Here is a 17,530-nt window from a genome sequence, read left to right on the forward strand (position 1 = left end):
TCTTGATGAGTTGATTCTCATAATGCAAGCGCTTGCAGAATCCTGGAGGAGCGCGCTAGCGTCGGCGGCAATCAGTTCCCTGCACATCGATGTGCCGCGTGCGCAACAGGAGCAGCCTTGTCGAAGTCGACCTTCCTCCCTGTCCGTCGATCAGCCGTGTTCGCCGTTCTCGGCGCCCTGCTGGTCACCGCCGGTGCGACCGCCGTGACCCCGGCGCCCGCCCTCGCCGCCGATCGCACGTTCGCCGTCGTCGGCGACCTGCAGGACGAGCTCGGCTGCCCCGGCGACTGGCAGCCCGACTGCTCGGCCACCGAGCTCGCGCCCACGAGCGTCGACGGCGTCTTCGCCGCCGAGTTCGAGGTGCCGGCCGGGTCGTGGCAGTACAAGGTCGCCGTCAACGACACGTGGGACGAGTCGTACGGCCTCGACGGCGGCGGCGACAACATCCCGCTCACCATCGCCGGTCCCGCGACGCTGCGGTTCCTGTTCGACGACAACACGCACCGCGTCGGCCTCGAAGCCGTGTCGCTGCGCGACGGCTACACCGCCGACGACGACGCGCTGATCGCCGCGCCGGTGCGCCAGCCCGGCAGCGACGAGCAGTTCTACTTCGTCATGACCGACCGCTTCGCCAACGGCGACACCGCCAACGACGAGGGCGGCCTCACCGGCGACCGGCTCGTCACCGGCTTCGACCCCACCGACAAGGGCTTCTACAACGGCGGCGACATCGCCGGTCTCCGCTCGAACCTCGACTACATCGCCGGGCTCGGCACGTCGGCGATCTGGCTCACGCCGAGCTTCAAGAACAAGCCCGTCCAGGGCTCCGGAGCAGACGCCTCGGCCGGCTACCACGGGTACTGGATCACCGACTTCACGCAGATCGACCCGCACCTCGGCACGAACGAGGAGCTCGAGGCACTGATCGACGAGGCCCACACGCTGGGCATCAAGGTCTACTTCGACATCATCACCAACCACACCGCGGACGTCATCTCGTACGCCGAGGGCGAGTACTCGTACATCGACCAGGAGACCGACCCGTACCGCGACGCGGACGGCGCGGCGTTCGACCCGGCGGAATATGCCGGCACAGGAACATTCCCGACGCTGGATCCCGCGACGTCGTTCCCGTACACCCCCGTGATCGCCGCGGAGGACGCCGACGCGAAGGTGCCGGCCTGGCTGAACGACCCGACGCTGTATCACAACCGCGGCGACTCCACCTGGTCGGGAGAGTCGGTCACGTACGGCGACTTCGTGGGCCTCGACGACATCATGACCGAGCACCCCACGGTCGTCGACGGCTTCATCGATGTGTATCAGGGCTGGATCGACCTCGGCATCGACGGCTTCCGCATCGACACCGCCAAGCACGTGAACTTCGAGTTCTGGGAGGAGTGGACCACCGAAGTCCTCGACTACGCGCATACCGCCGGCAAGCCCGACTTCTTCATGTTCGGCGAGGTCTACGACGCCGACCCGGCCAAGCTCGCGCCCTACATCCGCGACACCGACATGAACTCGGTGCTCGACTTCACGTTCCAGTCCGCCGCGGTCAGCTACGCCGCCGGCAACAGCGCCAAGGGTCTGCAGTCCCTCTATGCCGGCGACGACCGCTATACGACGCCCGACTCGTCGTCGACCGCGCTGCCCACCTTCCTGGGCAACCACGACATGGGCCGCGTCGCGTATTTCCTGCGCAACCAGTCGCAGCCGCTCGAGCGCGACCTGCTGGCGCACGACCTGATGTTCCTCGGCCGCGGGCAGCCCGTCATCTACTACGGCGACGAGCAGGGATTCATGGGCGCCGACCCGGGCAACGACAAGAGCGCGCGGCAGACGCTGTTCGCCAGCCAGGTCGCCGAGTACCAGACCCAGCAGCTGATCACCGGTGAGACCGTCGGCTCCGTCGATCGGTTCGACACCGATGTGCCCGTGTACGAGCACATCGCAGCGCTCGCGCAGCTGCGCGCCGATCACCCGGCGCTCGCGACCGGCGCGCAGATCGAGCGGTACGCCGAGGACGGCGCCGGCGTCTACGCCTTCTCGCGCGTCGACCGCGACGACAAGGTCGAGTACCTCGTGGCGCTGAACAACAGCACGTCGTCGCAGACGGTCGACCTCGCCACGCTCACCGCCGACGCCGGCTTCGCGTCGGTCTACGGCGGCGGTGCGGCGTTCGCGACGGATGCCGACGCAGCGGCATCCGTGACCGTCCCCGCTCTGTCGGCGGTGGTGTGGCAGGCGGATGCCGCGGTCACGGCGCCGGCCGAGCCGTTCGCGCCGACGGTCTCGGCGCCCTCGCCCGGTGAGGCGCTCGCGGGCCAGGTCGGCATCGCGGCCGATGTCGACGACGCAACCTGGCAGGAGACGAGCTTCTCGTGGCGCGTCGTCGGCTCCGACGAGTGGCACGCCCTCGGCACGGCCGAGGACACCGAGCCGCGCGTCTTCCACGACATCCGGGATCTCGCCGGCGGCACGCTCGTCGAGTACCGCGCGGTGACCACGGATGCCGCGGGCGGCCACGCCGCCGCGTCGACGTACGCGTCGGTCGGCAATGCCGTCTCCCTCGTCGTCGAGGAGGAGCCGGAGTCGGACATCGACATGGTGTCCGTGCCCGGCAGCTTCAACGGGGCTCTCGGCTGCCCCGGCGACTGGAAGCCCGACTGCGAGGCCGTCGCGCTCACGCTGCGCGGGGACGGCATCTGGGAGGGCACCTTCGACCTGCCGGCCGGTGACCACGAGTACAAGGTCGCCATCAACGGCACCTGGGCGATCAACTACGGTGCTAACGGCGTTCAGGACGGGCCGAACATCGCGATCACGGTCGAGGAGGCCGGTCCGGTGACGTTCTACTTCGACCCGCGCTCGAACATCATCCAGTCCACGGCCGAGGGCCCGATCGTGACGCTTCCCGGTTCGCACCAGGAGGAGTTGGGCTGTTCGGGCGACTGGCAGCCCGAGTGTCTCGCCACGCTCATGGCCGACGGCGACAAGGACGGCGTTTACGAGTTCTCGACCGACGGCATCCCGGCCGGCGCCTACGAGGTGAAGGTCGCCCACGGCATGGGCTGGAGCGAGAACTACGGCGAGGGCGGTGTGCCCGGCGGCGCGAACCTGTCCTTCAGCGTCGGCGACGGCGAGCTGGTGGTCTTCCGCTACACCCTCGAGACCCACATCCTCGAGATCGAGGTGGCGAACCCGCCGCTCGCGGGCGTCGGCGAACAGCGTGCGCACTGGATCGACGCCGAGACTCTTGCCTGGCCGGCGAACCTCGGCCTCGACCCGGCGGACGCGAGCTGGCAGCTGTATGCGTCGGCGGATGCCGGCCTCGCGGTCGAGGATGACGAGGTCACGGGCGGCGACCCCATCGCGCTCGAGCGCGTCGACGGCGGGCTCACCGGCGAGCAGGCCGCTCGCTTCCCGGCGCTGGCCGGCTACGTGGCCCTGCACCTGGGCGGGCAGTCCGCCGCCGACGTGGCGGGCCTGCTGACGGGCCAGCTGATGGTCGCGCAGCGGGACGCCGATGGCGCGCTGACCGGCTTCACCGGCGTGCAGATCCCGGGCGTGCTCGACGACCTGTATGCGGATGCCGTCGCCGACGTGGCACTCGGCGTGACGTTCAAGGCCGAGGGCAACAAGCCCACGTTCCGGCTGTGGGCGCCCACGGCGCAGCAGGCGACGCTGCTGACGTGGGAGCCCGGCGCGACCGGCGACCCGGTGCGCCACGGCGCCGAGTGGGACGCGGCATCCGGCACGTGGACCGTCGCGGGCAAGAGCGCGCTCAAGGGCGACGAGTACCTGTGGGAGGTCGTCGTGTATGCGCCGACCACCGGAGCGATCGAGACGAACACCGTCACCGATCCGTACTCGGTCGCGCTCACGGAGAACTCGGTGCGCTCGGTCGCGATCGACCCGAACGACCCGCAGTTCAAGCCCAAGCAGTGGGAGAAGACGGCGGCGCCGATCATCTCCCGCGCGGTCGACCGGGCGATCTACGAGCTCCACATCCGCGACTTCTCGATCACGGATGAGACGGTGCCCGCCGAGGAGCGGGGCACCTACCGAGCGTTCACCCGCGACAGCGCGGGGACCGCGCAATTGCGCGAGCTGGCCGATGCCGGCATCAACACGGTGCACCTGCTCCCGTCGTTCGACATCGCCACGATCGAGGAGGACCGGTCGCTGCAGGCCGAGCCCGACTGCGATCTGGCCTCGTTCGGCCCCGCGTCGACCGAGCAGCAGGCGTGCATCGAGACCGTCGTCGATGCCGACGGGTTCAACTGGGGCTACGACCCGTACCACTACTCGGTTCCCGAGGGCTCGTACGCCGTCGACGCCGACGGCGGAGCGCGCGTGGCGGAGTTCCGCGAGATGGTCGGTGCGCTCCACGGCATGGGACTGCAGGTCGTCCTCGACGAGGTGTACAACCACACCGCGCAGTCCGGTCAGGGCGAGAAGTCAGTGCTCGACCAGATCGTGCCCGGCTACTACCACCGGCTGAACAACGCGGGTGGCGTCGAGACCTCGACGTGCTGCCAGAACGTCGCCACCGAGCACGAGGTCGCCGGCAAGCTCATGGTCGACTCCGTCGTCATGTGGGCCCGCCACTACAAGGTCGACGGCTTCCGCTTCGACCTCATGGGGCACCATTCGAAGCAGAACATGCTCGCGATCCGCGCGGCCCTCGACGAGCTGACGCTCAAGAAGGACGGCGTCGACGGCTCGAAGATCTACCTGTACGGCGAGGGCTGGAACTTCGGCGAGGTCGCGAACAACGCGCTGTTCGAGCAGGCGACCCAGGGACAGCTCGGCGGGACGGGCATCGGCACCTTCAGCGACCGGCTGCGCGACGCCGTCCACGGCGGCAGCCCGGTGGACGGGTCGAGCACCTTCTACCAGGGCTTCGGGACGGGGCTGGCGACCGACCCGAACGAGCGTGACGGCTCGGCTCCGGGCGACCCGTTCGCGGACCTCGCGGCCAAGACCGACCTGGTCAAGCTCGGCCTCGCGGGCAATCTGCGCGACTTCGAGATGACCGCGTCGGACGGCGCCGTGAAGTCCGGGGACGAGTTCGACTACAACGGCTCGCCCGCCGGCTACGCCGACCAGCCCGACGAGATCATCACGTACGTCGACGCGCACGACAACGAGACGCTGTTCGATCTGGGCGTGCTCAAGCTCCCGGTCGACACGTCGATGGCCGACCGCGTGCGGATGAACACGCTCATGCTCGCCACGACCGCGTACGCGCAGACCCCGTCGTTCTGGCACGCCGGCACCGAGCTGTTGCGGTCGAAGTCGCTCGACCGCAACAGCTACAACTCGGGCGACTGGTTCAACCGCATCGACTGGACCGGGCAGGAGTCGACGTTCGGCTCGGGCCTGCCGCGCGCGGCCGACAACGAGTCGAAGTGGGACGTCATGGCGCCGCTCCTCGAGAACGCCGACCTGAAGCCGGGCGCGGACGACATCGCGACGGCAGAGGCAGCCGCCCTCGATCTGCTGCGGGTCCGTTCCGATGTGCGACTGCTGCGCCTCGGGTCGGCGGAGCTCATCGATGAGAAGGTGACGTTCCCCGGCAGCGGTCCGGATGCCGCTCCCGGCGTGATCGTGATGCTGATCGACGACCTCGTGGGCGTCGAGGTCGACCCCGACCTCGAGGGCGCCCTCGTGGTGTTCAACGCGTCGCCGGATGCCGTCGAGCAGGAGCTGCCGGTCCTCGCCGGGCGGGACTTCGCCCTCGCTGATGCTCTCGCGGACGGCGCCGACCCGGTCGTGAAGGACACGACGTGGGACGCGGGTGCCGCGACGCTCACGATCCCGGCCCGCACCGCGGCGGTCCTCGTCGACCCTGAGCCGGAGCTGCCGGTCGGCGTTCGCTGAGCGCGAGGAACGGGCCCCGTCGGTGCGTCGGCGGGGCCCGCTCGCGCGGGTGGACGGCGGGGGATCGCCGTCGCTCGGCGGACAGGCGCGTCAATCGGCGGGGATCCGTCTCGACACGCCGCCGAAGCGTCCCCTCGACCGGCGTGTCCCGCTGAATCCCCGCCGGATGTGACGCCGCCGGAGCGAGACGGACCCGCAGGCATCATGCCTGCGGGGCCGCCCTCTGGGCCGGACTCAGTCGTTCAGCGTGATCGAGAACAGCGTCGTCGTTCCCGAGACTTCGTTGCCGACGGCCAGCAGCGGCTCGCCGGTGGGCGAGTCGCTCGCGGCGATGAACGCGAGACCCTCAGGACCGAGGTCGCCGGCGGCCGGGTTCGAGACGTCCTCGCCCTCGGCGTCCTCGACGGCGGCGTCCACGTCGAAGTCGCGGTTGTTGAGGTAGGTCACGAACTCCGCGGCGGCGGGGTCGGTGATGTCGTAGACCATGATGCCGCCGACGCGCTCGAGGCCGATGAACGCGTAGGTGAGGCCGTCGACCTCGCCGATCGCGATGCCCTCGGGCTCGGGGCCCTTGGCATCGCTGCGCGAGTCGAAGTCGTCGGGGTCGTGGTCGTCGTTGCTGAAGTTGAACCACTCCGGCGCCGCGAGCGCGGTGTACTGCTCGAAGTCGTCGCCCGAGTCGAACACCTGCGTGCCGTCGGTCGTCCAGATCGAGAACGAACGTGCGCCGAACGCGTAGAGCGTTTCGTAGCACTCGCCGTTGAACCCGTTCTCGGGGCTCACGTCGAGGCGGCCGACCTCTTCGTCGTCGAGGATGTCCGCGAGGGGCGCGCACACCGGGCCGAGGCCGTCCTCGTCGAGATTCTTCGCACGGACGGGCTCCTCGTAGTCGCCCCACTCGCGGGCGTCGCCCTCGTTCGCCGTGACGAGGTAGGTCTCGTCGCCGGCGGTGTACGACGCGATCGCGTCGGGCTGGTACATGCCGACGACGCCGGGCCACTGCTGGATGTTGATCGCGTCGTCACGGTCGGATGCGTCGATGCCGTTGCCGGCGGCGCCGTAGTCCTTGAAGCCCAGGGCCCAGATCTCGTCCACCTTCGCGGAGTCGAGATCGACCACGGCGATCGCGTTGTTCTCCTGCAGCGACACGTACGCGGTGGTTCCCACGGTCGTGATGTACTCCGGCTCGAGGTTGCGCGAGACCGGGTAGTCCGACTCCGGCTCGGGGCCGAAGATGCGCACGTCCTCGGGAAGCGACTTCTTGCCGCCCTCCTCGAACGCGTGGAAGTCGGCAGTGCGGACGTTCCCCTGGTTCGAGGCGCGCTTCTTCGTCGGGTGCAGCTTGATGACGCTGACCGTGCCCTCGGGGTCGGTCAGGAAGTCGTCGTCGGGCTCGCCCTCGTTCGCGACGACCGCGTACTTGCCGTCGTCCGTCACGGTGACCATGTCGGGGAGCGACCCGACCATGACCTCGCCGAGGTAGGCGGCATCCCCGTCGGCCGCATCCGCGTCGAAGAAGACGACGTGTCCGGGCGAGACCTTGTCGGGGGCCTCGAAGGCGATGACGCCCAAGCCGTCGTCGCGGACCGCCACCGAGTTCGCGACGCCGTCCGAGGTGATCTCGAACAGGAACTCCGGTGCGGCCGGGTCGCTGTAGTCCAGCACCGTGACGGCGCCGGCTTCGGCGTTGACGACGAACAGGCGGTCGCCGTGCGCCTGCACGATCTCGGCGGCGGAGGCATCGAAGATGCCGGTCTCGAAGGTTCCGATCGCGGCGAGCGACAGTGCCGCGTCTCCGGCGGAGTACTCGATCGGCGGCTCGACGATCGCGGCGCCTGCCGCGATCGGGGTGAGGGTCAGCGCGCAGGCGGCGACGGTCGCCGTGCCGATCGCGGCGACGCGGCGGTTCAGATGAGAAGGCATCGGTGTCCTCAGGTCGTCGGGCAGAGCTCCGCGCGCGAGCGCGCAGGTGCTTCCGTTCGTACCGACGCCAAGTGAAATCGAGGTGAACGCCACAGAACGCTCTGAGAAAAACGGACTACCATGCAGATAGTAGGAAGTCCAGCTAAAATGATCAGCGTGCCGACGAGGGCACACGCTGACTCAGCAGGATGCCCCACGAAGGCGTCCCGTCGTTCGAAGGAGAACACGTGTCGATGACGATCACCCCGCCCGCGGCATCCGCCATCACCGCGGACGAGCGCGCCGCCATTCTGGAGGCGGTGCGCGACTTCGCCGCATCCGAGCTCGCGCCCCACGCGCTGGAGTGGGACGCCGCCAAGCACTTCCCGAAGGACGCGCTGCGCATGGCCGGCGACCTGGGCCTGGGCGGCATCTACGTCAGCGAGGACGTGGGCGGCTCGGCGCTGAGTCGTTCCGACGCGGTCGAGATCTTCGCCGCGCTCGCCGAGGGCGACCCGACCATGGCCGCGTTCATGACGATCCACAACATGGTCGCGTGGATGATCGACAGCTACGGCGACGACGCTCAGCGCCACGAATGGCTGCCGCGCCTGGTGACGATGGGCGACCTCGGCAGCTACTGCCTGACCGAGCCCGGCGCGGGCTCCGATGCCGCCGCGATCACGACGACCGCCATCCGGGACGGCGACGAGTACGTCCTCACCGGCGTCAAGCAGTTCATCTCGGGCGCGGGCGAGTCATCGGTCTACATCGTGATGGCTCGCACGGGCGAGCCGGGCGCGCGCGGCATCACGGCGTTCCTGGTGCCCGCGGGCGCGCGCGGACTGTCGTTCGGCGCGCGCGAGCGGAAGATGGGCTGGAACGCCCAGCCGACCCGCCAGGTGATCCTCGACGAGGTGCGGGTGCCCGCCGCGAACATGCTCGGCTCCGAAGGGCAGGGCTTCAAGATCGCGATGTCGGCGCTCGACGGCGGCCGCATCAACATCGCGGCGTGCTCGCTCGGCGGCGCGCAGTGGGCGCTCGACCGCGCGACGCAGTACGTCAAGGAGCGGTTCACGTTCGGCGAGCCGCTCGCCGACAAGCAGGCGGTGGTCTTCAAGCTCGCCGATATGGCGACCGAACTGCGCGCCGCCCGTGCGCTCGTGCGGGATGCCGCGGCCGCCCTCGATGCGAAGGCGCCGGATGCCTCCATGCAGTGCGCCATGGCGAAGCGGTACGCCACCGATGCCGGGTTCACGATCGCGAACGAGGCGCTGCAGCTGCACGGCGGCTACGGGTATCTGCAGGACTACGGCATCGAGAAGGTGGTGCGCGATCTGCGGGTGCACCAGATCCTCGAGGGCACCAACGAGATCATGCGCGTCATCATCGGGCGCGCGCTGCTGGAGGCGTGACATGAGGATCGCATTCCTGGGTCTGGGTCACATGGGCCGGCCCATGGCGCACAACCTGTCCGATGCGGGGCACGACGTCGTGGGCTTCGACGTGGTCGACGCCGCGCGGGATGCCGCCCGCGCCGAGGGGCTCGACGTGACCGAGTCGGCGACGGATGCCGTCGCCGGCGGCGCCGACGTCGTCATCACGATGTTCCAGACCGGTGCGCAGGTGCTCGACGCCTACCGGGGGGCCGACGGCGGACCGGGTCTGCTCGACGTCGCCGCGCCGGGGACCCTGTTCCTCGAGTGCTCGACGATCGCCGTGGACGAGGCCCGCGCCGCGCACGCGCTCGCCGGGGCGGCGGGGCAACGGTGCCTCGACGCCCCGGTCTCGGGGGGAGTCGTCGGCGCCGAGAACGCGACGCTCGCGTTCATGGTCGGAGGAGACGCCGCGGACTTCGAGGCCGCCCGCCCCGTGCTCGAGGCGATGGGCCGCCGCATCGTGCACTGCGGCGAGGCCGGTCTCGGCCAGGCCGCGAAGGTCTGCAACAACATGATCCTCGCGGTATCGCAGATCGCGGTCGCCGAGGCGTTCGTGCTGGGCGAGCGGCTGGGGCTCAGCCACCAGGCGCTGTTCGACGTCGCCTCGAACGCCTCGGGGCAGTGCTGGGCGCTCACCACCAACTGCCCGGTGCCCGGGCCGGTGCCCACGAGTCCCGCGAACCGCGACTACCAGCCGGGCTTCGCAGGCGCCCTCATGAACAAGGACCTGGGCCTGGCCGAACACGCCATCGACACCACAGGCGTGTCGGCACGCATGGGCCTGCTGGCGCGCGAGATCTACCAGGAGTTCGCGAACGGGCCCGGCGCCCGGCAGGATTTCTCGGGGATCATCACCACGATCCGCACCGAGAGCACCGACGCCTGAGGAGTCCCATGACCGAGTACGCCACCATCGTCGTCGAGACCCGCGGCCGGGTGGGCTGGATCACGCTGAACCGCCCGGAGGTGCTGAACGCCCTCGACACCCAGATCATGCGGGACGTCGTCGCGGCGGCCACCGCCTTCGACGCCGACGAGGGGATCGGCGCGATCGTGGTCACGGGATCCGAACGCGCGTTCGCGGCCGGTGCCGACATCAAGGAGATGGAGTCCAAGACCGCGCGCGAGATGGTCGAGGACGACCACTTCGGAGACTGGTCGCGGTTCGCGGCGGTTCGCACCCCCGTCGTCGCGGCGGTCTCCGGCTACGCGCTCGGCGGCGGGTGCGAACTGGCGATGATGTGCGACATCATCCTCGCCGCCGACACCGCGAAATTCGCGCTCCCCGAGCTCAACCTGGGCGTCATGCCGGGGATGGGCGGCACGCAGCGCCTCATCCGCGCGGTCGGGTACGCCAAGGCCGCGGACATCATCCTCACCGGGCGGAGGATCGACGCCGTCGAGGCCGAGCGGTCGGGCCTCGTCTCGCGGGTGGTGCCGGCATCCGATCTGCTCGAGGAGGCGGGGAAGATCGCCGACACGATCGCGTCCAAGTCCCTTCCGTCGGTCTACGCGGCCAAGGCTGCGCTGGATGCCGCCATGGAGACGCCGCTGGCCGAAGGCCTGCGCTTCGAGAAGGAGGCGTTCGCGGCGCTGTTCGACACCGAGGACCAGAAGGAGGGCATGGCCGCCTTCCGCGAGAAGCGGGCGCCGGAGTTCCGGAACCGCTGAGCCCGCGCCCGCGGGGCCCGATGTCACGCGCCGTGTGTCACAACGCAGGCAGGATCGCGCGACGCGCCGTGACCATTCGGCGTGTCGTCGAGATCTGCCTGAATTCGTGCACCGCGGGAGCGGGCAAGGGGCGGATGCTGAACCCAGAGGGGCGGACGCCGCAGCCCTAGAGGGGCTCGGGCTGTGGACGTGGGTCGGTGAAGTCGCCGGCCCCCTTGCGCAGGCGGGCGATGAGCCGCACCACCTCGGCCGTCTCGTCGGCGTCGAGCCCGGGGCTCTCGAACACGTTCGTGTTGAGGGCGGCCGTGGCCCGCTCGACCAGGTCGCGGCCCGCATCGGTGATGACCAGCATCGCCGCGCGGCCGTCCACAGGGTGCGGCTCGCGCTCGGCGAGCTCATCGCGCACGAGCCGATCGACGGTGTTCGTCACGCTCGTGGGATGCACCTGCAGGCGGGCGATGGCGCTGGCCATCGGCATCCGTCCCTGTCTCGTGAAGGCGAGCAGGCGCAGCATCTCGTAGCGCGCGAACGAGAGGCCGAAGGGCTTGAGCGTCGCGTCGATGCGGGCCAGCAGCAGCTGATGCGCTCGCATGACCGACGTGACGAGGGTCATGCCGCCGGCGGAATCCTCCCAGCCGTGGGCGATCCACTGGCGCTTCGCCTCGGCGATGGGGTCGACCGGCAGCGGTGCGTTCCTCGGCATCCGTGGCTCCTTCCGCGCACGACCACGCTACCGGCGCGCCGCCGTCAGGCGCGTCCGGGACGCCGGCCGGGCAGCCGATCCACGGCAGGGGCGAGGATGCCGCGCAGCAGCCCGACGAGGCCGTACGGGACGAAGAACGCGAAGACCATCAGCACGACGCCATACGTGACGCCGGTGGCCGACGCGCTCAGCGCCGACGTCCAGGTCGGCACGTACTGCACGAACAGGGCACCCAGGACCGCGCCCGGCACGGTCGCCAGGCCGCCCACGACGATGAGCGTCACGAACGAGATCGACATCGCCAGCCCAAAGTTCTCGGGCCCGATGAACTCCAGCAGCAGCGCATACAGTCCGCCGGCGACGCCGGCGTAGACCGCGGATGCCGCGAACAGCCGCGTCTTGGTCTGCCACACGTCGACGCCGAGGGTCTCGGCGACGAGCTCCGCATCGCGGACGGCGACGAAGGAGCGCCCGAGGCGGCCGCGCGCGAGGCGGCGCGTGACGAGGTAGGCGAGCCCGGCGCACGCGAGCGCGAGGTAGAACACCCATTGGTCGTGCTCGAGCGCGACCCATGCCGGCGGGTCGGCGTCGATCGCGATGCCCCGATTGCCGCGCGTGAGGTCGCCGAGCGCACGGATGGCGGACGGTGTCGCGATCGCCATCGCGAGGGTGACCAGACCCAGCTGGAGCCCCTTCAGCCGCAGCGCGGGGAGCCCGATGAGGTATCCGATCACGAAGGGGACGGCGCCGGCGACGACGAGGGTGAGCGGATGCGGCCAGCCGGCCTGACCGGCGATCACGACGCTGTACGCGCCCATGGCGAAGAACGCCGAGTGGCCGAGCGAGACCTGTCCGCCGAACCCGACGAGCAGGTTGAGCCCGAGGCCCACGATCGTCCAGATCATGACGAGCGTCACCGTCTGGTTGATGTACGACGGATTGACCAGGGGCAGCGCCAGCAGTGCCGCCGCCGAGCCGAGGCCGATCGTCCAGCGCAGCCACACCGGCGGGTTCAGCGCGGCGCGGGGGCGGCGCAGCCAGTCGAGCAGCGTGGTGCGCGGCGGCGTGGTGTGCTCCACCGTGCGGACGGGGGTCGTGGTGGTCATGCGCGCACCAGCTCCTTCCGGCCGAAGAGGCCCTGCGGCCGCGCCAGCAGCACCGCCACGATGAGGGCGAGCGCGACGACCTGCTTCAGTTCGCCGCCCACGGCGGGCACGAGCGTGCCCGCGAGGTTCTCGACGATGCCGACCGCGACGCCGCCGACCAGAGCGCCGAACGGCGACTCGAGTCCGCCGAGGATCGCCGCGGCGAACGCGTAGATGAGGACGGGCGCCATCATCCCGGGGTGCAGGAACAGCTCGGGCGCGATCAGGACGCCCGCGACCGCGCTGACGGCGCCGGCGATCGCCCATCCCGTCGACATCATGCGGCCGGTCGAGACGCCCGAAAGCTCGGACGACTCGGGAGCCGACACCGAAGCCCGCATCTGCAGACCCACGCGTGTATAGCGGAAGAGGACGGCGAGCAGCAGGGCGATGGCTGCCACGCTCAGCACGATGCCGGCGTCCTGGCGCGAGACGGCGACGGGGCCGAGCTGGACGATACCGGCGCCGAACAGCGGCGGGACCTCCTTCGTCTGGTAGGTCCAGACCCAGCCGATCAGCGCGTTCATCGCGATCATGAGCCCGAGGCTCACGATGATCACCGGCAGGTGCTGGTGGCGGCGAACGAGGGGGCGGAAGAGGACGCGCTCGGCGGCCACCGAGAACACCGCCATGAAGGTCATCGACGCCAGCAGCGCGAGCCAGGGCGGTGCGCCCCACGCGATCGCCTGCCACGCGATGTACGCGCCGAGCAGGGCGAACTCGCCCTGCGCGAAGTTGAGCGTGCGCGACGCCCGGAAGACGAGCACGATCGCCAGGGCGAGGGCGCCGTAGACGGCTCCCGTCGCGATACCGTCGGCCAGCTGCTGCAGGATCATCGTCGATCACACCCCCAAATACGCGCGGCGGACGTCGTCGTTGCCGCGCATCGAGTCGGCGGATCCGGCGGCCACGATCGTGCCGCTCTCGAGCACCATCGCGTCGTCGGCGACATCGAGGGCGAGATCGGCGTTCTGCTCCACGACGACCATCGCCACGCCCGTCTCGCGGCAGACCGTGTCGAGCGAGGCGAACATCTCGGCGGTGATCTTGGGCGCCAGGCCCAGCGACGGCTCGTCGAGCAGGACGACCCGCGGGCGGGACATGAAGGCGCGCGCGATCGCGAGCATCTGCTGCTCGCCGCCCGAGAGCCCCGCCGCGTTCTGGTCGATGCGCTCGCCGAGCCGCGGGAACTGCCGGACCCATCGCTCGAGATCCTCGGCCGCCTCGGTGCGGGTGCGCGTCGTCGCGCCGACGAGCAGGTTCTCGCGCACCGAGAGGTCCTTGATGGTCCCGCGGCCCTGCGGCACGTGGGCGATGCCTGCCCGTGCGATGCGATGCGTCGCCAGGCCCATGACGTCCCGGCCGTCGAGCCGCACGTGGCCGCGCGCCTGGCAGAGGCCGCTGATCGCGCGCAGCGTCGTGGTCTTGCCGGCGCCGTTGCCGCCGAGGATCACGAGACGCCCGCCCTCGGCGACGTCGAAGCCGACGTCGCGCAGCACGGTCGCGCGGCCGTAGCCGGCCGTCTCCAGTTCGACGCTGAGCAGTGTCATGCCGCCGCCCCTCCCAGATAGGCCGCGACGACGGCCGGATCGTTCGCGACGTCCGCGGGCTCGCCCTCGGCGATCTTGCGCCCGAGGTTGAGGACGACGACGCGATCGCACACGCGCATGACGAGCGCCATGTGGTGCTCGACCAGCAGGATGGCTGTCCCGCGCTCGCGGGCCAGACGCCTGATGGTGTCGGCGAGTTCGAGCACCTCGCTGTGGATCAGCCCGTTGGCCGGCTCGTCGATGAGCAGCAGCCGGGGCTCGCTCACGAGCGCCCGCGCAAGCTCCACGCGCTTGAGCGTGCCGAAGGGGAGCACGGCGACGGGGACGTCGGCGGCACCGGCGAGACCGAGGGCGTCGAGCACGGCCATCGCCGAGGCGCGCTGCGACCGTTCGCTGCGCTTGACCTGGGGGAGCGCGAGGGCGGTCGCCCAGTAGCCGCCGTGGGACACGTGATAGGTGCCCGCCATCACGTTCTCGAGCACGGTCTGCGACATGAGCAGGCCGATGTTCTGGAACGTACGGCTCACCCCGAGGTCGGTGATGCGGTGGCGGGGCATCCCGATGACATGCCGGCCGCCCACGCGGATCATGCCCGACTGGGGCCGATACAGCCCGTTGATGCAGTTGAAGAGGCTCGTCTTGCCGGCGCCGTTGGGCCCGATGAGGCCGACGATCTCGCCCTCGCCGACGGTGAAGCTGGGCCCGTCGAGCGCTCGGACGCCGCCGAACGACAGTTCGACTTCAGCGACCTCGAGGATGGCGTTCATGGTTCTCCTGGAACAGCGGAGCGGGGCCGGCCGCTGCGGCCGACCCCGCTGCCGGTCGGTCAGTCGACGGTGTACGTGCCGTCCTGCAGGTCCCACGTGCTGCCGTTGAACACCTGCACGCCGATCTCCTGGAACGTGTACGGGTAGTCGGCCGACGTGGACACCGGGATCGGCGACAGGTCGAGTTCGAGTCCGTCGAACGATGTCGCCGCGGCGAGCAGCGCCTCTCGCGTGCACCCGTCCATCGACGACAGCGCCGCCTCGAGCAGCTGGGCCGTCTGGTACCCGGCCGCCGACGGGGCGAACATCGCGTTGACCTCGTCGGGGTGGGCGGCGGCGAACTCGGTCCAGGCGTCGAAGCCCGCGTCGCCGGCCAGCGACGCGTCGGTGATGTCCTTCGTGTACGCGATCGAGATCACGCCGTCGGCCGCGCCCTCGCCGGCGGGCTTGAGGAAGAAGGTCGCATCGGCGGCCGGTGCGCTGATGACGGTGGTCGCGTCCCAGCCGAGTTCGAGCTTCTTCTTCAGCGACTGCGTCGCGAAGGCGCCCACGGCCCAGTCGAGGAAGATGTCGGCGTCGGATGCCGCGAGGGCCGTCACCTGGCTGTCGACGGTCGCCGCCGACAGCTCGTAGTTCTCGGCGGCCACGATCTCGACGCCGGTCCCCTCGAAGACCGCCTCGAAGCCCTCGTAGACGCTCTCGCCGAAGTCGTCGTTCTGGTAGAGGATCGCCGCCGTCGCCTCGGGGTGGTTCTCGGTGATGTACGTCGCGAGCGTCTCGACCTCGAAGCTGTACTGGGGCATGAAGCCGATCGTCCAGTCGGTGTCGCCTTCGTGCAGCGCCGGGATCGCGTCGGTGCCGGTGCCGACGAACAGGTTCGGAATGCCGTTCTCCTCGATGTAGGGCGCGACGCCGATCGCAGCGCCCGTGCCCAGCACGCCCGCCAGGGCGAACACCTCGTCCTGCTCGACCAGCGTGCGGACGTTGGTCGAGGTCTTGGCCGGGTCGTAGCCGTCGTCCATGACGATGACCTCCACCTCGCGCTGCGTGCCGTCCGCGAACGTCAGGCCGCCCGCGGCGTTGATGTCGTCGAAGTAGACCTTCATGGTCGTGCCGATGGCGCCGTAAGCGGCCGCGGGCCCCGACAGCGGCAGGCTCGTGCCGACCGTGACGGTGTCGTCGGTGAAGCCCGCATCGCAGGCGTCGGCCATCCCCGTCTCGTCGGGGCTCGTGCCGGTGTCGCGGCCGGCGCAGCCCGAGACGACCAGGGTGCAGGCGAAGCCGACGGCGGCGAGTGTGAGCATGCGTGCTCGTGTGATGTGCAGATGAGACATCGTTCCTCCTCGAACGGTGCTTCGGTGGTGCGCTGTTCACGGCAGTCTGCCAAAACAGAGCGCGAATGTCACGGATTTTGTTAATTGCAATTCACGTATGCAAGATTGCGTTCGATCAATCAATGAAGGAGCATGCGCGAGCGAAGTGAACTTTCGATCACGTCACCATTTGGGCGGGGGTGATGGCCGGAGCGTCCTCGAACCCGCGCGGGGGCGCTGCCGGCCGTCGTGAGCAGTCCACAAACGGCCCCTCCGGCAGTCCGGTGTCGTTCGTAGGATTCCTCGCCCCGGCTCGGGCGGGGTCCTGCGCGTGAATAGACTCGTGTCGTCGAAGGAGCAGATTCGAAATGAAGATCGTCGTCCTGGTCAAGGAGGTCCCGGACACCTACGGTGACCGGAAGCTCAATCTCGAGACGGGGCTCGCCGAGCGCGATGCGAGCGACCGCGTGATCGATGAGATCGGCGAGCGCGCCCTCGAGGTGGCGCTGTCGTATGCCGACGCGAACGCGGGAACCGAGGTGGTGGTGCTGTCGATGGCCGCTGAGGCGTCGGCCGCGACCGTGCGCAAGGGGCTCGCGATGGGTGCGGCATCCGCCATTCAGGTGGTCGACGAGCAACTCGCCGGTGCAGACCTGGGGCTGACCGCAGAGGTGCTCGCCGCGGCGCTGCAGCGCACGGACTTCGACCTCGTCATCGCCGGCAACCTGTCGACGGACGGCTCAGGCGGTGTGATCCCCGCGATGGTCGCCGAGATCCTCGACGTGCCGGCCGCCACGATGCTGAACACGGTCGAGATCACCGCCGACGCGGTCTCGGGTCAGCGGGCGACCGACGGCGGCGCCGCGGCCGTCAGCGCGCAGCTGCCCGCGCTCATCTCCGTCACCGAGGCGCTTCCCGACGCACGCTTCCCCAACTTCAAGGGCATCATGGCGGCGAAGAAGAAGCCGTTCGAGACGCTGTCGCTGGCCGACCTCGACCTCGACCCCATGGACCCCGCCGCGTCGCGCTCGATCATGACGACCATCAGTGAGAAGCCGCCGCGCGAGGCGGGCGTGAAGATCACCGACGAGGGCGACGCGGGCGAGCAGCTCGCGGACTTCCTCATCCAGAACCGGCTCGCGTAAGGGGGA

General features: G+C 69.9%; 12 protein-coding genes. 5 read left to right on the forward strand and 7 right to left on the reverse strand.

Going from position 1 to position 17,530, the window contains the following annotated elements:
• Positions 1-117 precede the first annotated feature (117 nt).
• Positions 118-5,889 carry a pullulanase-type alpha-1,6-glucosidase gene (gene pulA / locus HD594_RS05565; RefSeq protein WP_184750006.1) on the forward strand — a complete coding sequence of 1,924 codons (5,772 nt, stop codon included), beginning with the start codon at positions 118-120 and terminating at the stop codon, positions 5,887-5,889.
• A gap of 234 nt (positions 5,890-6,123) precedes the next feature.
• Here the strand turns inward: pulA and HD594_RS05570 are convergent, their stop codons facing one another.
• Positions 6,124-7,812 carry a choice-of-anchor I family protein gene (locus tag HD594_RS05570; protein WP_184750007.1) on the reverse strand — a complete coding sequence of 563 codons (1,689 nt, stop codon included), beginning with the start codon at positions 7,810-7,812 and terminating at the stop codon, positions 6,124-6,126.
• 233 nt (positions 7,813-8,045) lie between these two features.
• Here HD594_RS05570 and HD594_RS05575 point away from each other — a divergent pair, with 233 nt between their 5' ends.
• The 3 genes from HD594_RS05575 to HD594_RS05585 are packed head-to-tail and all read left to right on the forward strand — an operon-like array spanning position 8,046 to position 10,901.
• Positions 8,046-9,206 (forward strand): acyl-CoA dehydrogenase family protein, encoded by a 1,161-nt coding sequence (locus HD594_RS05575; protein ID WP_184752589.1) that lies wholly within the window; start codon positions 8,046-8,048, stop codon positions 9,204-9,206.
• Between the two features lies 1 nt (position 9,207).
• Positions 9,208-10,116: a 3-hydroxyisobutyrate dehydrogenase gene (gene mmsB, locus HD594_RS05580; RefSeq protein ID WP_184750008.1), complete on the forward strand. Its 909-nt coding sequence runs from the start codon at positions 9,208-9,210 to the stop codon at positions 10,114-10,116.
• Positions 10,117-10,124: 8 nt separating this feature from the next.
• Positions 10,125-10,901, forward strand: a complete 777-nt coding sequence (locus HD594_RS05585; RefSeq protein WP_184750009.1) for an enoyl-CoA hydratase-related protein — start codon at positions 10,125-10,127, stop codon at positions 10,899-10,901.
• 166 nt (positions 10,902-11,067) lie between these two features.
• Here HD594_RS05585 and HD594_RS05590 read toward each other — a convergent pair whose 3' ends face one another.
• From HD594_RS05590 to HD594_RS05615, 6 genes are read right to left on the reverse strand one after another with little or no spacing between them, the layout of a single operon-like run.
• Positions 11,068-11,604 (reverse strand): MarR family winged helix-turn-helix transcriptional regulator, encoded by a 537-nt coding sequence (locus HD594_RS05590; RefSeq protein WP_184750010.1) that lies wholly within the window; start codon positions 11,602-11,604, stop codon positions 11,068-11,070.
• A 44-nt stretch (positions 11,605-11,648) separates the two neighbouring features.
• Positions 11,649-12,710, reverse strand: coding sequence for a branched-chain amino acid ABC transporter permease (locus HD594_RS05595; protein ID WP_184750011.1), 1,062 nt, complete (start codon positions 12,708-12,710; stop codon positions 11,649-11,651).
• The gene (locus HD594_RS05600) at positions 12,707-13,585 is read right to left on the reverse strand and encodes a branched-chain amino acid ABC transporter permease (RefSeq protein ID WP_184750012.1); all 879 of its coding nucleotides are present in this window, start codon (positions 13,583-13,585) and stop codon (positions 12,707-12,709) included. Before HD594_RS05600 ends, HD594_RS05595 begins: the two co-directional genes overlap by 4 nt.
• Positions 13,586-13,591: 6 nt before the next feature.
• A complete protein-coding gene (locus HD594_RS05605; RefSeq protein ID WP_184750013.1) occupies positions 13,592-14,299 on the reverse strand; it encodes an ABC transporter ATP-binding protein in 708 nt (235 codons plus the stop codon).
• Entirely contained in the window at positions 14,296-15,066 is a 771-nt protein-coding gene (locus tag HD594_RS05610) for an ABC transporter ATP-binding protein (RefSeq protein WP_184750014.1), read from the reverse strand. Before HD594_RS05610 ends, HD594_RS05605 begins: the two co-directional genes overlap by 4 nt.
• Before the next feature lie 59 nt (positions 15,067-15,125).
• Positions 15,126-16,400: an ABC transporter substrate-binding protein gene (locus HD594_RS05615; protein WP_184750015.1), complete on the reverse strand. Its 1,275-nt coding sequence runs from the start codon at positions 16,398-16,400 to the stop codon at positions 15,126-15,128.
• A gap of 347 nt (positions 16,401-16,747) precedes the next feature.
• Between HD594_RS05615 and HD594_RS05620 the strand changes: the two genes are divergently transcribed.
• Positions 16,748-17,524 (forward strand): electron transfer flavoprotein subunit beta/FixA family protein, encoded by a 777-nt coding sequence (locus tag HD594_RS05620; RefSeq protein ID WP_184750016.1) that lies wholly within the window; start codon positions 16,748-16,750, stop codon positions 17,522-17,524.
• Positions 17,525-17,530 lie beyond the last annotated feature (6 nt).

Origin of the sequence: Microbacterium thalassium (genome assembly GCF_014208045.1) — a bacterium.
Classification (GTDB): domain Bacteria; phylum Actinomycetota; class Actinomycetes; order Actinomycetales; family Microbacteriaceae; genus Microbacterium; species Microbacterium thalassium.